Genomic DNA, 14,319 nt, shown 5'->3' on the forward strand with positions numbered 1-14,319 from the left:
TAAACTCGCGGCGCCGTCTTTGCCTCATTTGAGGGACGATGATTGCAGTACCTCCCTTGCGGGAGAGGATAGGAAGTCCCCAAGAGCCGAAGGCGATTGGCTGGACGAACTTGGTGAGGGGTTCATCCCTCAATGCATTTAGTAAGGTGCCTCGACCTTCCCCATCGCGACATAGACGCTCTTGAGCTCGGTATAGTGGTTGAGCGCCGCCAGCGAATTCTCCCGGCCGAAACCGGATTGCTTCGAGCCGCCGAAGGGCACTTCCACCGGGGCGAGGTTGTAGGTGTTGATCCACAGCGTGCCGGCCTCGAGCTGGTCGACGACGCGGTGCGCGCGGGTGAGGTCGGACGTGAAGACGCCGGCCGAAAGCCCGAATTCGGTGCCGTTGGCGCGCGCGATCACTTCGTGCTCATTGTCGAAATCGAGAACACACATGACAGGCCCGAAGATTTCCTCGCGCGCGATGGTCATGCCGTCGGTGACATCGGCGAAGACGGTCGGCTGGATATAGGTGCCCTCGGCCGGGACATCGTTCGGAATACCGCCGCCGGTAACGAGCGTCGCGCCTTCCGCCTTGCCCTTTTCGATATAGGAGAAGACCTTGTCGAGTTGGGCGCGCGACACCATCGGGCCGAGCTGGGTTTCCTCGTCCATCGGATCGCCGATGATCATCTTCTCGGTGCGTTCCTTCAGTCGCGACAGGAACCTGTCCTTGATGCCCTTCTGGACGAAGACGCGGGTGCCGTTGGAGCAGACCTGTCCGGTCGAATAGAAATTGCCGAGCATGGCGCCGCCGATGGCGCTTTCGAGATCGGCGTCGTCGAAGACGATCAGGGGCGACTTGCCGCCGAGTTCCATGGTGACGTGCTTGAGGCTGGAGGCGGCGGCACCCGCCACCTTGCGGCCGGTCTCGACCGAGCCGGTCAGCGACACCTTGGACACGTCCTTGTGGTTGACCAGCAGCGGCCCGGTCGTGCGGTCGCCCTGGATGACATTGTAGAGGCCCTTCGGCAGGCCGGCCTCGACCAGGATCTCGGCGATCTTCAGCGCGCCGAGCGGCGTGTTTTCCGATGGCTTGAAGACCATGGCATTGCCGGCGATCAGCGCCGGCGCACCCTTCCAGCAGGCGATCTGCTGTGGGTAGTTCCACGCACCGATGCCGACGCAGACGCCGAGCGGCACGCGCTTGGTATAGGCGAAATCGCCGCCGAGCGGGATATAGTCGCCATTCAGCGCTGCCGCCGCGACACCGCCGAAGAATTCGAACGCATCGGCGCCGGAGGTCGGGTCGGCGACGATGGTTTCCTGGATCGGCTTGCCGGTATCGAGCGTTTCGAGCTCGGACAGCTCACGGTTGCGCTCACGCATGATGTCGGCGGCGCGCTTGAGGATACGGCCGCGCGCCGTCGGGCTCATGGCGGCCCATTCCTTCTGGGCCCGCTTGGCCGCCGCGATCGCCTTGTCGACAATGGCGGGCGTTGCGGCATGAAGCTTCGCGATCACCTCGCCGGTGGCCGGATAGATGCTATCGAACGGCGTGCCGGCGGTGTCCTCAACGTATTCCCCGTCGATGAAGTGGGAGGCTGTGGGTTGGGCGCGCATCTTATTCTCCCCGCGGAAAGCGTTTGGATTCTTCGAGATTGTCGAGATTCATGTGGTTGCGCATATAGCGTTCGGACGCCTTCTGCAGCGGCTGGTGATCCCAGGGGTAATAGGCACCGTTGCGCAGCGCCTCGTAGACCACCCAGCGCCGCGCCTGGCTTTCGCGGACGCTCGCATCGAAGGCTTCCATGTCCCAGCGGCTGTCGCGCATCGCCTGGAAGGCGCGCAGCGTCGGGGCATGGGCCGGCACGCCGGCAAGGTTGGTCAGCTCCAGCGGGTCGGCGTCGAGATCGTAGAGCTGGTCCGGATCGAGCGCGCAATGAATGTATTTCCATTTGCCCTCGCGAATGCCGATCAGTGGCGCGTAGGAGCCCTCGGCGGCATATTCCATCACCACCGGGGTGGTACGCTCAACGCCGTTGATCAGCGGTACGAGGCTTTCGCCATCGGTCCAGGGCATGATTTCGTCCATGGAAATTCCGGCGAGGTCGCAGAGCGTCGGCGCGACATCGAGATTGGATGTCGGCGCCAGATGCAGGCCGGGTGTCACGCCGGGACCGGCGACCATCAGCGGCACGCGGGCCGAACCTTCGAAGAAGTTCATCTTGAACCACAGGCCGCGCTCGCCGAGCATGTCGCCATGATCCGAGCAGAACAGGATCAGCGTGTCGTCGAGCATCCGGGTGCGTGTCAGCGTATCGACGAGCTCGCCGACCTTTTCATCGAGATAGGAAATATTGGCGAAATAGGCCTGGCGAGACCGGCGGATGTTGTCTTCCGTGACGCTGAAGTTCTGGTAGTCGCAGGCATGGATCAGGCGCTGCGAATGCGGGTCCTGTTCGGCAAGCGCGATATCGCCGACCTCGGGCAGGAGGTGTTCGCAGTCGTTGTAGAGATCCCAGAACTTGCGGCGTGCCACGTATGGGTCATGCGGATGGGTAAACGAGACCGTCAGCGCCCAGGGGCGGCGGGCGGCGTCGCCGTGTTCGCGGCTGAGATGATAGAGCTTCTGGTTGGCGAGGAAGGCGACTTCGTCGTCATATTCCATCTGGTTGGTGATCTCGGCAACGCCGGCGCCGGTGACGGAGCCGAGATTGTGGTACCACCAGTCGATGCGTTCGCCCGGCTTGCGATAGTCCGGTGTCCAGCCGAAATCGGCCGGATAGATATCCGTCGTCAGCCGCTCCTCGAAGCCGTGCAACTGGTCCGGCCCGACGAAATGCATCTTGCCTGACAGCGCCGTGTAATAGCCGGCGCGGCGCAGGTGATGCGCATAGGTCGGGATCGAGGAGATATATTCGGCGGCATTGTCATAGACCTGCGTGCGGCTCGGCAGTTGTCCGGCCATGAACGAGGCGCGGGCCGGGGCGCAGAGCGGCGAGGACGTATAGTTGTTGCGGAACCGGGCCGAGCGCTTGGCCAGCGTCTTCATGTGCGGCGCATGCAGGAAATCCGCCGGACCGTCGGGGAAGAATTTCCCGTTCAGCTGATCGACCATGATGATGAGGATATTGGGCTTCTGCGCGCTCACGGCTTCGGTCCTTCGGTTTTCGGCATGGAAATGATCTGGTTTGAAACGAGCTGCAGATGTGCCGTCACATAATCCTCTACCAGCGCGATCGAAGCGTCGATGCTGACGGGCGCGGATTTCAGTCCCTGCCGGAGGTAGAGCCCGTCGATCATGGCGGATGCGCCCTCGGCGATTCGGGCTGCGTCGGTAAGCGGGCAGAGATTTCTCAGGCTCGCGAGGAAATTCGAGCGCAGCCGCCGCGCATAGACGACCAGCAGCCGCCGGGTTTCCTCGGAGCGCTGGGCTTCGGAATAAAACGCGAGCCAGGCGGCAACTGTTTCCGGGGCGAACTGATGCGCCTGGAAATTCACCCGGATGACCGCCGACAATTTTTCACGCGGCGTCGTCGCCTCGCGAAGAGCCGCGACCGCATCGGCCCGCAACTGTCGCAGCAGGGTGCGGATGGTCTCGATAACCAGCTGTTCCTTGGAGCCGAAATAGTGATGGGCAAGTGCCGCCGAAACGCCGGCATGGCGGGCGATTTCCGACATGGTCACGGTCAGCGACCCGTGATCACCCACGGCCCGCAACGTCGCATCCACCAGCGCCTTGCGACGCACCGGTTCCATCCCGATCTTCGGCATTCAAAATCCCCTTGTTGAAGAGGAGTTTATTTTTGATTGATCCATCAATCAATAAAAAAATGGGATGGATTTTCGGGATTTTTTGCCGGCACTTCCCGGCCTGACGACCACCCGGGAAGCGCCACGGTTTTCTTGAAAATCGGGTCAGTGGAGGACCCTTGCTTGCACACAGCCAAGAGATACGAAGCGGGCGATCGGTGTCGCCTTCGGCGGTTGCGTCGTGGCCGCTAACTCCCGGCAGTCATTGAACTTTCATCAAACTGTCATGCCCGGTCAACGGAAAATTCAGGTCTGTAAAGCGATCTTCCGCGCGATCTCAAGTCCGTTCCCGGAGTTCCCGCATGTCCGCCGCCCCGAATGCCGCCGCCGTCGAAATGCTGTCGCTACGCCGCTTCGGCGATGACCAGATCGTGACCTTGGCCAAGCTCGCGCTCGAAAACGCCTTCCAGCCGATCGCCGAAATCGCCACCGGCGCCGTCTTCGGGTACGAGACGCTGATGCGCGGCTTCGAGCGGCTGGGCTTCAAGTCGCCGGTCGAGCTTCTCGACAAGGCGGAGGAGGCGGGTCAGTTGCTGGCGATGGAGCACATGATCAACACGCGCGCCTTTGCTGGCTTCGCCGGCCTGCCGGATTTCGCCTCGCGCACGCTGTTCGTCAATTTCGACAGCCGCCTGATCGGGCTTGAGGGCGATGTGGTCGAGCGGCTCGGCAACCATTTGAAGCGCGCCAACATTCCGCCCTCGTCGATCTGCTTCGAACTGTCGGAACGCTTCGACAGCGGCAAGATGCCGGATTTCGCCGGGCTGGTGAAAAAGCTGCGGCAGGCCGGCTTCAAGCTGGCGATCGATGATTTCGGCGTCGGCTTCAACGGGCTAAAGCTGCTGTGCGACCAACCGGTGGATTACGTCAAGATCGACCGACATTTCATTTCCGACATCGAATCCTGCCCGCGCAAGCGGCATATCGTCCGCCATACGGTCAACACGGCGCATGTGCTGGGCACGCGGGTCATCGCCGAAGGCGTTGAGACAGAGGCCGAATTCTCCACCTGCCGCGATCTTGGCTGCGATCTCGTCCAGGGTTATTTCGTCGCCCGGCCGACCGTGCATTTCGCCGAGCTGCAGCCCGCCTATCCGCATCTGGAGCAATCGACCTGCGCCCGCCGGCAATCGACCTCGCTCGACAGCATCCTGATCCGCAAGCAGATCGAGCAGGTGCCGGCGCTGCGCGAGAACGACGATCTTGACTCGGTGTTCGAACTGTTCCGCCGCTCGCCGCAGCGCAGTTTCTTCCCGGTCATCAACGCCAATGGCGAACCGCGTGGCGTGCTGCACGAATATCATGTCAAGGAAATGATCTATCACCCGTTCGGCCGAGATCTCCTGAAAAATCATCTATATCAGCGGCATATCTCGCATTTCGTCAGCCCGGCGCCAATCGCCGACCTCGAGACGCCTGCCGATGAAATGCTGAAGATCTTTGCCGGCATGGATGGCAGCGATTGCGTCATCCTGACGGAAAACATGCGTTATGCCGGTATCCTGTCCGCCTCGTCGCTCCTGAAGATCATCGGCGAGAAGCAGCTGAAGACGGCGCAGGAGCAGAACCCGCTGACCGGCCTGCCGGGCAACCGCGCCATCCGTGATTACGTCCAGGGCACGGTGCTCGATGCCGACGAGGCGCGCTATTTCTGCTACTGCGATTTCGACAGTTTCAAGCCATTCAACGATCACTATGGCTTCCAGAAAGGGGATCTGGCGATCTCGCTGTTTGCCGCGCTGATGCGCCGGCATTTCATCGGCGAGGAGAAATTCCTCGGCCATGTCGGCGGCGACGATTTCTTCATCGGCGTCAGCGGTTGGACCCGCGACGAGGTCGGCATGGTGTTGTCTCGGGTTCTTTCCGAATTCCGCAGCGATGTCCGCCAGCTCTATTCGCCGGAGCATCGCGAGGCCGGCTACATGACCGGCCACGGCCGCAGCGGCGAGGCGACGATCTTTCCGCTGATGCGCTGCTCGATTGCCGTGCTCATCCTGCCGGAAGGCTTCGTCTTCTCCGATGCCCAGGCCGTCAGCGCCCGCATTGCGGAGATCAAGAGCCGGGCCAAGAAAAGCGATGACGGTCTCGTTTTCGAAACCTTCGGCGGCGAAGCGCACTGAGCCGATCGCCTTGCCCAAAAAGCGACGGGCTGGATCCCATCATGGGATCCAGCCCGTCTTTGCATGATCCCGAAGCGTCTAACCGCGTTCGCGTACGCTCATGCGGACGTTCTGCGCGTCACTGCGCCAGCGTTACCGCCGTTGCCTGATGTTTCTTGCCGATCATGTCATAGGCGACCTTGACCTTTTCGCCGACCTTGATGCCGGGGTCCTTGAAGCTGGCGGGCAGCATGTAGCGGGTGCCATCCTTCAGGGTCAGCGTCAGGGCCTTGGCGTCGAAGGCGCGGACGGTGCCGGTCGTGGTGCTGGCCGCAAAGGCGGCAGACGAAAGGGAGATCGCGGAAATGAGGGTAAGGGAGGTCAGAAGAGCACGCATGGGTGTCGTCCTTGATATGGTCCACAGTTCGGGACCGATCGTCGTGAAACCGTCCGGAGGTCGTCGCGTCGCAGCCTGGGGAAACTGCCGGCGTCTCCCGGTTTCGAGGATGAAGCTAGGCCCGGCTTTCCGCCGTTTCAAATTAAAGAAGTTTAATTTTCGGAAGGTCCTGGCGAGCGCAATTTTGCCATGATGCGGCGCAGCATCGGCTGCTTCGCTGGGATTTCGCCGCAAAGTTTAAAAGGGGCCGGGGGCAAACATGGCTTTGCCCTTTTGGCCGGGCGCGTTAGATATTCGGCAACGAGAAAATCCAAGGAGAATGCCGTGAGCCTGCCGACCGAAATGACCTATGTCGATCTTCCGTCTCCGGGCGGACCGGAGAAGATGGTTCTGGCGCGTGGACCGCTGCCGGACCTGAAGCCCGGCGATATCCTCATTCGCGTCGAAGCCTCCGGCGTCAACCGTCCCGACGTGCTGCAGCGTCTCGGAAACTATCCGCCGCCGCCGGGCGCGAGCCCGATCCTCGGATTGGAGGTTGCCGGCGAAGTCGTGGCGATGGGCGAGGGGGCGGAAGGTTTTATCGTCGGAGACAAGGTTTGCGGTTTGGCAAACGGCGGCGGTTATGCCGAATTCTGCGCGCTGCCGGCAACACAGGCCATGCCCTGGCCGAAGGGCTTTGACGCCGCCCGCGCCGCCGCCCTGCCGGAAACCTTCTTCACCGTCTGGGCCAACGTCTTCCAGATGGCCGATCTGGTGGAGGGCGAAAAGATCCTCATCCATGGCGGATCGAGCGGCATCGGCACCACCGCCATCCAGCTTGCCCGGGCGTTTGGCGCGGAGGTTTTCGTCACGGCCGGGAGCAAGGACAAATGCGATGCCTGCGTCTCGCTCGGCGCCAAGCGGGCGATCAACTATCGCGAGGAAGATTTCAAGGCGGTCATCCTGGAGGAGACCGGCGGCCGCGGCGTCGATGTCATCCTCGACATGGTCGGCGCACCCTATTTCGATCGCAATATCGGTTCGCTCGCCAAGGATGGCCGCCTGTCAATCATCGCTTTCCTCGGCGGTGCCGTTGTCGAAAAAGCCAACATCGCGGCAATTCTCGGCAAGCGCCTGCACATCATGGGCTCGGCCATGCGGCCGCGCACGGCATCCGAAAAGGAATCGATCCGCGACGATCTGGAAGACAATGTCTGGCCGCTTCTGGAAGATGGCGACATCGCGCCGGTCATGCACGCCATTGTCCCGTTCACCGAAGTGGCCGAGGCGCATCGCCTGATGGAGGCGGGCGATCACATCGGCAAGATCGTCATGACATTCTAAAGTCTATGTCCGTCGGCCTTGCAATCCGGCGAAATCGGACTACCTTTCATGTAACGTCAACGGAACGAAAGGAAGGTGATCCAGTGTCTAATGAGATTTCGAACCTCGTAGCAGGCATGGGAATTGTGGTGGCAATGACGAGGCAGACCTCGATCTGAACCAGCCTTCCTGCGGGTCATGTTCCAGCAGGACATGGTCCGGGCCTGTTACCTGGCCAAAACTCATGGAGGGTCGCTGCGAAGCGGCCCTTTTTGTTGTCTGTCATAAGTCGATGTTGATATGTTTTCGTGCTTTTGCCGTGATTTCAATTGTCCAAGCCAAGGTCTTTCCTTACCTCGGCAAGCGAATGGACCGGCTCTTCACCGCTCTTCACGCGTGCAGCAGTCTCTGCGGCAAGATTGTAATCTTCCCGGTTTTCCAAACCCTGTTCTATGAATTGATGAATATGAAATTCCTTGCTTTGCCCGGTTTCCTGGGCAAGGCGCTCCAATTGTTTCTCCGCGACCTCGGAAAGACGAATAGATAGGTTCACTGGATTTCCCCGCATAAGTGCCGGCATAGTATTGCACGAATTACAGCTATTTTCGATAGATCCGAGCACGGATGACCGATCTTCGTCGTCTTTAAACCCCGAACCGCCCCAGCGCCGGAATCTTGACACCCGGACGCATGACGTCGAAACCCGCCACAAGTCCCATGAAATGCAGTTCCAGGCCGCTGCGCGCGCCGACGGAGATGCCGAGCAAGCCATAGAGTGTCGCATGCGCGTCCATCCCGTCGGCATCGAGCGCAAACAGCTTGCCCTCCGGCAGGTAGTCGCGGCCCACGGCATCTGGCGGCAGCACCGCGCCGATCTCCGGCACGGAGCGCAACACATGAGCGACGAAGGTGTTGGAGTTCGGTCCCGGCCAGATGCGGTAGGCACCCGGCTTTGAATAGGGATAGGACTGGATCGCCGCTTCGATCTTCGGGATCAGCCGGGTGGCTTCATCGCCTCGGATGGCGGTCACCAGATGCGGCAGATTGGAATACCACCGTGCATCGGCGGCATAGGCATTGCGCCGGATCGGCGATCCCCAGCCGACCTTGTCATAGCGGTCATAGGTCTTGCCGCCTTCCTGCTTGGTAACGATCCAGGAATGGCTGGCCACCGCGCCCTTCAGGCCGCCGGTCGTGGCGGAAAAGATGTAGACGGCAGCCTCGTCGCTGTCTTCAGGTTTCGGCAGGATATTGGCCGACGACCAATCCGCCTCCCGCCAGTTTCCGGGCCTGTCCTTGACATACCACCATCCGGCCGATGCGAGCGCCGGCAGCAGGTAGACGAACAGGATGGCGAGAAACAACCGTTGCAGAAATTTCATGGGCGGGTCCGGGTTTTGAAAGGGTTCGTCTTGGGATAAGACACTGCCGGAACTTGGATTTTTGAGGGCGTAAAAATGTCGAACCCGGTACTTGTTGAAGTCACGCGCGGTAATCTCGTCGAAAGCCGCCATCGTGGCATGGTGATCGCCGTCGATGGTGACGGAAAAACCGTGTTTTCGCTCGGCGATACCGATGCCGGCGTGTTTCCGCGTTCGGCCTGCAAGGCGATGCAGGCGCTGCCGCTGATGGAAACGGGCGCTGCCGATGCCTATGGTTTCGGCAACCGGGCGCTGGCGCTTGCCTGTTCCTCCCACAATGGCGAGCGCGAGCATGTCGAGCTTGCAGCCGCGATGCTCGCCGCAGCCGGCCGGGATGTCACGACGCTGGAATGCGGCGATCACTGGTCGTTCAACCAGGATACGATCATCGACCAGGCCCGCACGCTGTCGCGACCGACGGCGCTTCACAACAATTGCTCCGGCAAGCATGCCGGTTTCGTCTGTGCCTGCTGCCACAGCGGCGAGGAGACGGCGGGTTATGTCACCTATGATCATCCCCTCCAGCGCGAAATCCGCGGCGTCATGGAAAGCCTGACGGGCGCCGTCCTCGCGCATGACAATTGCGGCACCGACGGCTGCTCGATCCCGACCTATGCCGTGCCGCTCAAGGGCCTCGCCCACGGCTTTGCGAAGATGGCGACGGGCAATGGTCTCGAGCCCCTGCGCGCGCGCGGTTCCAGGCGCCTGATCGAAGCCTGCATGGCCGAGCCCTTTTATGTCGCCGGCTCGAAGCGGGCCTGCACCCGGCTGATGCAGACGGCGCCCGGCCGCATCTTCGCCAAGACCGGCGCGGAGGGCGTCTTCTGCGCCGCCATCCCGGAAAAGGGCATCGCGATCGCGTTGAAATGCGAGGATGGCACCACCCGCGCCGCCGAAGCCATGGTCGCCGCCACACTCGCCCGCTTCTTCGCCGATGAGCCGGACCTTCACGCCGCCCTGATGGCGCAGGCCAACCATTCGATGAAAAACTGGAACGGCATCCATGTCGGCGATATCCGCGTGACGCAGGCCTTCGCCTGATGCGGAAGGCTTGAAAGCCATGACGCCAAGCGTAGGGTTCTTCATGATAGGAAGCGTTGCGGACAAGGAAACGCAGCTTATCCGGGCGCGCAAGCGCAGTCGTCAACTGCCCTCCGACATGCAGGGCCTCGGCTTCGCTTACAGCGCCAGGCGTCAAATAGGACGCCTGGCGCTGTGTAATATTTTAATTTTGCAGTGGCTTGCGCGGCAGCCCTATACCGCCGCCGCTTCCCTGCTTCGTCCTGCCATCATCCTCTCGAAGGCCGGCCGTGCGTGGCAGCGGGCAAGCCAGCTGTTCACAAACGAATATTTTTCAAACAGATAGGTCTCGCTCATCGCATAGCGGATGACTTCCGCGAGGTTCAGGTCGGCGACGGTGAAGCGATTGCCGACCACATAATTGGCGGCCTGCAGGTGGGTGTTGAGCCGCGCCAGGGGTTTTTCCAGCCCCTGCACGGCAGCGGTGAGCACCGCCTGTCCTTCCGGCGTGGTTTCCCGGCCATTGTCATAGGTCAGCACGATCCTGACGGAGTGCGGCTCGACCTCGGTCGCCGCCCAGAGCGTCCAGACGGTCATCTCGCCTTCCTCACGGACATTGGCGCCGGAAAGCGGGCCGCCATGCTTGCGGGCAAGGTAGAGGTTGTTGGCGAGCGATTCCGACAGAACCAGCCCGTCATCCTCGATCGCCGGGATGAGGCCCATCGGGTTGACGGCGAGGAAGGCGGCCGATTTCGTATTGAGGGGCGCATCGGCCGCCAGGGGATCGGCGAGCCTGCGCGCCTGGATCACCGGCACGGACTGGAAGGGAATGCCCAGTTCCTCCGCCATCCAGTAATTGCGCGAGGCGCGCGAGCGATAGACACCGTAGATCGTCAGCATGATTGTTTCCCCTGTGCCGGATATCGGCGCAGGTTAGGGCAAGGCTGCCAGCGCTTGAAGCGGAAGTCGTTGATACCAGACATGAAATCTTGTGATGTTTCCGGCTCAGGCCACGCGATTGCCCGAGAGGGTCAGATGCGCGAATGCCTCGCTTCCGGATGTCATCAGGTCGCCGGTCGTCTTTTCGTTCCAACGATAACCGAGAATGCCGCCGTCCTTGACGTCCTGGAACAGGTTGTTGGCAATGAGCGCTGTGCCGGCACCTTCGACCACCGTGACATAACAGCCGCCGCCGGCGCCGCGAACCAGGTTTCCGGTGGCCACGACATCACGCATATAAGGTCCCCAGCCAAGCATCAGCCCCCATTTTGGCGCGTTCTCGATGACATTGCCGGTGACGACCGTATCGGCCTCGACGGCAATGCCGAAACCGAAGCCGGCGCCGTCATGGATGTAGGGGCCGTCGACATGCAGGTTGCGGACGAGGTTGTCGTTGACGGTCGCCAGCCGGCCGCCCTCGTTGAAATTGCAGATGATGATGCCGTTCGCCGCGCCGTCGATCAGGTTGCCGGAGACGATCGCGCCCTGGAAGCCGAATTCGGAATATATGGCCGTCTCGCCGGAGCGCAGGCACTGGTTGTCGGCGATCTGCACATTGGTGGCGCTGTTGGCGCGAATGGCAGAGAAGGCGCAGTCGGAAATGTGGTTGCCGGTGACCATCACGCCGCCGGCCCGGAAGACATTGATGCCATTGCCGTTCTCGCCGGTGCCGCCATCGTTCGCGGCGATGCGGTAGACGCGGTTGCCGCTGACCAGCGTTCCGTCCTCGCCCGCCTCCCAGCGATGAACGAGGATGCCGCCATTGCCGCAGTCGAAGACGGTGTTGCAGGTGACCGCCAGCTTTTCGCTTGCCACCGCGTAAATGCCGGAAAAGGCAGCACCGGAAATGCTGTTCTCGTCGATCCGGCCGCCACAAAGTTCGGCATGGATGCCGTGTTTCGCCGAGCCGGTGATCGTGCAGTTGCTGATCGTCAGGTCCTTGACGGCGCGCAGGTTGAGAAGCCCCTCGACCTCGTCGCCGAGCGACTTGCCGCCGCCGTCGAGGACGAGGTTAAAGAGGGTCAGCCTGCCGAGTCCTTCCCCCGCCAGGAAGCGGCCGTTGCCGGCATGGAGCAGCCGGGTGCGTCCGGGAACGCCGCTCAGCAAAAGGTTGTCCGGAAGAACGATGCCGGAGAGCAGATAGTCGCCGGCGGGCAGGAAGACCGGCAGTCCCTGTTGGGCGGCATCGTTGAGCAACCGGTTCATCGCCTGGCTCTGGTCCGCCACGCCGTTGGGGATGACGTCATAGCCCGATATGTCGATCGTGCCGCGCAGGGCCCCCGTCTGCGGTTGCAGCTTCGCGGCCATGGCCAGCCTGCCTGTGGAGACGCACAGGCCAAGCGAAGCGATCGAGGAGAGGAGCAGGCGGCGGGTGTACATGAGAAATCCTTTATGCCTGCCAAGCATAGATCATGCCATTGCTTTCTGTACCGAAATGATACGGAATTTAAGAATGTGGCGATGGAACAAACAAAAAATGACGCAAGAGAAAAGCATTATTCGGCCCTTTGCGAATACTGTCTTTAGGGAAGAATAACTTCTCGCTGCTAGGACAGGGAAGGGATCAAGGGAAATTGACGGTTTAATCGACGCATACGTCTTCTGGAGGCTTGCTTGACGAGGAACTTTGAGCGTTTTCGCAGGGATGACGCGACCAGGATTGCCAGCAACGACGACACGCATCGCCTGATCGCCGCAAGCCAGCGCCTGGCTGCGGAAGTCTCTCGCATGTTCGGTCCCGAACCCGACATCGCCGATCGCCATTATTGGCTTGAGACGATGATGAACCACATCCCCGATTATATTTATGCCAAGGACCTCGAAGGCCGCTTCCTCATCGCCAACCAGGCGACAGTGACGGAAAACGGGTTTCACGAGATTCACGAGATCATCGGCAAGACCGATCACGACATTCATACGCCGGAAAATGCCCGCGTCTTTGCCGAGGCCGAGCGCCGGGTGATCGAAACTGGTGAGCCGCTCTTTGGCATCGAGGAGTTGAATGTCGTCAGCAAGGACGAACGCTGGCTGATGACTTCCAAGGTGCCGCTGCGCAACAAGCAGGGTGCCACGATCGGGATCGTCGGCGTCTCGCGCGACATTACCGACCGGAAACGGGCGGAGCGGCTGCTTCTCGGCCAGGCCCGGTTGCTGGAACTGATCGCCGCGAGCACACCGCTCGCCACGTTCTTCAACGAACTCATCCTGATGATCGAGGCGCATCTGCCGGGGATCATCGGCTCGATCCTCATGCTGTCGCCGGACAAGAAACATCTGTTGACGGGTGCAGCGCCTGGGCTTGATGCAGCTTATTGCGCGGCAATCCACGGCGTGCCGATCGGCCCCAAGGTCGGTTCCTGCGGGACCGCCGCCTGGCGCGGGGAGCCGGTCTTCGTGGAAGACATCATGACCGACCCGCTTTGGGAAGATTATGCCGAGCTCGTGCGACCGTTCGGATATCGCTCCTGCTGGTCGACGCCGATCCGGTCCTATCAGGGGGATGTGCTGGGCACCTTCGCGCTCTATTCCTGCAGTCCCGGCGTTCCGACGACCGAACAATGCGAGTTGATCTCCATGGCCGCGCATCTGGCCGGCATCGCCATCGAGCGCCGCCAGTCGGAAGAGCGTATCCATTTCATGGCGCATCACGATGCGCTGACCGGGCTGCCGAACCGCGTCCTGTTCGACGAACGCGTCGCCAGCGCCTTGCAGCAGGCGCGCGCCAGTGGCCAGTGGGTGGCGCTCGCCTTCCTCGATCTCGACAATTTCAAGCTGATCAACGATACGCTGGGTCACAAGGCCGGCGACGAACTGTTGCGTGTTGTTGCAGTGCGCATGCTTGGCTGCGTGCGCAAGTCGGATATGATCGTGCGTGTCGGCGGTGACGAATTCATCATTTTGCTCAATGGCCTGCCGACCGAGAGCCCGGTTGTCCTGTCGCGGCTGGAAGAGATCCGCACGGCCATCGGCGCCCCGATGACCATCGACGGGCGTACCCTGCAGGTCAGCTGCAGCATGGGTGTCGTCTGTTATCCCGATCATGGCCAGACCGCCACCGAACTGCTCGCCAATGCCGATTCCGCCATGTATCGCGCCAAGGAAGCCGGCCGCAACAATCTGCAGGTGTTCGACGCCGAGATGGCGGCCAAGGCGCATGAGAAGCTTCAGCGCCACGAGGAGTTGCGCGACGCCGTCGCCCGCGACGAATTCGTGCTGCATTACCAGCCGCAGATGAACCTGAAGACCAACCGGATATTCGCCGCGGAATCACTGGTGCGCTGGCAGC

12 protein-coding genes are annotated in these 14,319 nt (G+C 61.5%); 4 read left to right on the forward strand and 8 right to left on the reverse strand.

Translation table 11 applies throughout. The annotated features are described in order from the left end of the window. Positions 1 to 138: 138 nt before the first annotated feature. Genes betB through betI form a run of 3 tightly spaced genes read right to left on the reverse strand, consistent with a single transcriptional unit; the run spans position 139 to position 3,756 of the window. Entirely contained in the window at positions 139 to 1,602 is a 1,464-nt protein-coding gene (gene betB / locus VL202_RS17765) for a betaine-aldehyde dehydrogenase (protein WP_325465415.1), read from the reverse strand. Position 1,603: 1 nt separating this feature from the next. After that, complete coding sequence (betC, locus tag VL202_RS17770) at positions 1,604 to 3,133, reverse strand: choline-sulfatase (protein WP_325465416.1); 1,530 nt, start codon at positions 3,131 to 3,133, stop codon at positions 1,604 to 1,606. Continuing rightward, complete coding sequence (betI, locus tag VL202_RS17775) at positions 3,130 to 3,756, reverse strand: transcriptional regulator BetI (RefSeq protein WP_325465417.1); 627 nt, start codon at positions 3,754 to 3,756, stop codon at positions 3,130 to 3,132. The genes betC and betI overlap by 4 nt, the downstream gene beginning before the upstream one ends. Positions 3,757 to 4,097: 341 nt before the next feature. On the opposite strand from betI, the gene VL202_RS17780 reads away from it, so the two are divergent. Continuing rightward, positions 4,098 to 5,915, forward strand: a complete 1,818-nt coding sequence (locus VL202_RS17780) for a GGDEF domain-containing protein (protein WP_325465418.1) — start codon at positions 4,098 to 4,100, stop codon at positions 5,913 to 5,915. 118 nt (positions 5,916 to 6,033) lie between these two features. Here VL202_RS17780 and VL202_RS17785 read toward each other — a convergent pair whose 3' ends face one another. Next, positions 6,034 to 6,291: a DUF1344 domain-containing protein gene (locus tag VL202_RS17785; RefSeq protein ID WP_325465419.1), complete on the reverse strand. Its 258-nt coding sequence runs from the start codon at positions 6,289 to 6,291 to the stop codon at positions 6,034 to 6,036. 324 nt (positions 6,292 to 6,615) lie between these two features. On the opposite strand from VL202_RS17785, the gene VL202_RS17790 reads away from it, so the two are divergent. Next, positions 6,616 to 7,614 carry an NAD(P)H-quinone oxidoreductase gene (locus tag VL202_RS17790; protein WP_325465420.1) on the forward strand — a complete coding sequence of 333 codons (999 nt, stop codon included), beginning with the start codon at positions 6,616 to 6,618 and terminating at the stop codon, positions 7,612 to 7,614. Positions 7,615 to 7,918: 304 nt separating this feature from the next. On the opposite strand, the gene relB is transcribed toward VL202_RS17790, so the two are convergent. Continuing rightward, positions 7,919 to 8,146 carry a type II toxin-antitoxin system RelB family antitoxin gene (relB, locus tag VL202_RS17795; RefSeq protein WP_325465421.1) on the reverse strand — a complete coding sequence of 76 codons (228 nt, stop codon included), beginning with the start codon at positions 8,144 to 8,146 and terminating at the stop codon, positions 7,919 to 7,921. A gap of 91 nt (positions 8,147 to 8,237) precedes the next feature. Continuing rightward, complete coding sequence (locus VL202_RS17800) at positions 8,238 to 8,975, reverse strand: DUF3750 domain-containing protein (protein WP_325465422.1); 738 nt, start codon at positions 8,973 to 8,975, stop codon at positions 8,238 to 8,240. 75 nt (positions 8,976 to 9,050) lie between these two features. Between VL202_RS17800 and VL202_RS17805 the strand changes: the two genes are divergently transcribed. Next, positions 9,051 to 10,055: an asparaginase gene (locus VL202_RS17805; protein WP_325465423.1), complete on the forward strand. Its 1,005-nt coding sequence runs from the start codon at positions 9,051 to 9,053 to the stop codon at positions 10,053 to 10,055. A 213-nt stretch (positions 10,056 to 10,268) separates the two neighbouring features. Here the strand turns inward: VL202_RS17805 and VL202_RS17810 are convergent, their stop codons facing one another. Further along, the gene (locus VL202_RS17810; protein ID WP_325465424.1) at positions 10,269 to 10,934 is read right to left on the reverse strand and encodes a glutathione S-transferase family protein; all 666 of its coding nucleotides are present in this window, start codon (positions 10,932 to 10,934) and stop codon (positions 10,269 to 10,271) included. A 105-nt stretch (positions 10,935 to 11,039) separates the two neighbouring features. Beyond that, positions 11,040 to 12,413 (reverse strand): TIGR03808 family TAT-translocated repetitive protein, encoded by a 1,374-nt coding sequence (locus VL202_RS17815; RefSeq protein ID WP_325465425.1) that lies wholly within the window; start codon positions 12,411 to 12,413, stop codon positions 11,040 to 11,042. A gap of 234 nt (positions 12,414 to 12,647) precedes the next feature. Between VL202_RS17815 and VL202_RS17820 the strand changes: the two genes are divergently transcribed. Beyond that, on the forward strand, positions 12,648 to 14,319 hold a 1,672-nt coding region (locus tag VL202_RS17820), incomplete at its 3' end, for a sensor domain-containing protein (RefSeq protein WP_325465426.1).

Source organism: Pararhizobium sp., from assembly GCF_035497515.1.
In the GTDB taxonomy this organism is placed as follows: domain Bacteria; phylum Pseudomonadota; class Alphaproteobacteria; order Rhizobiales; family Rhizobiaceae; genus Pararhizobium.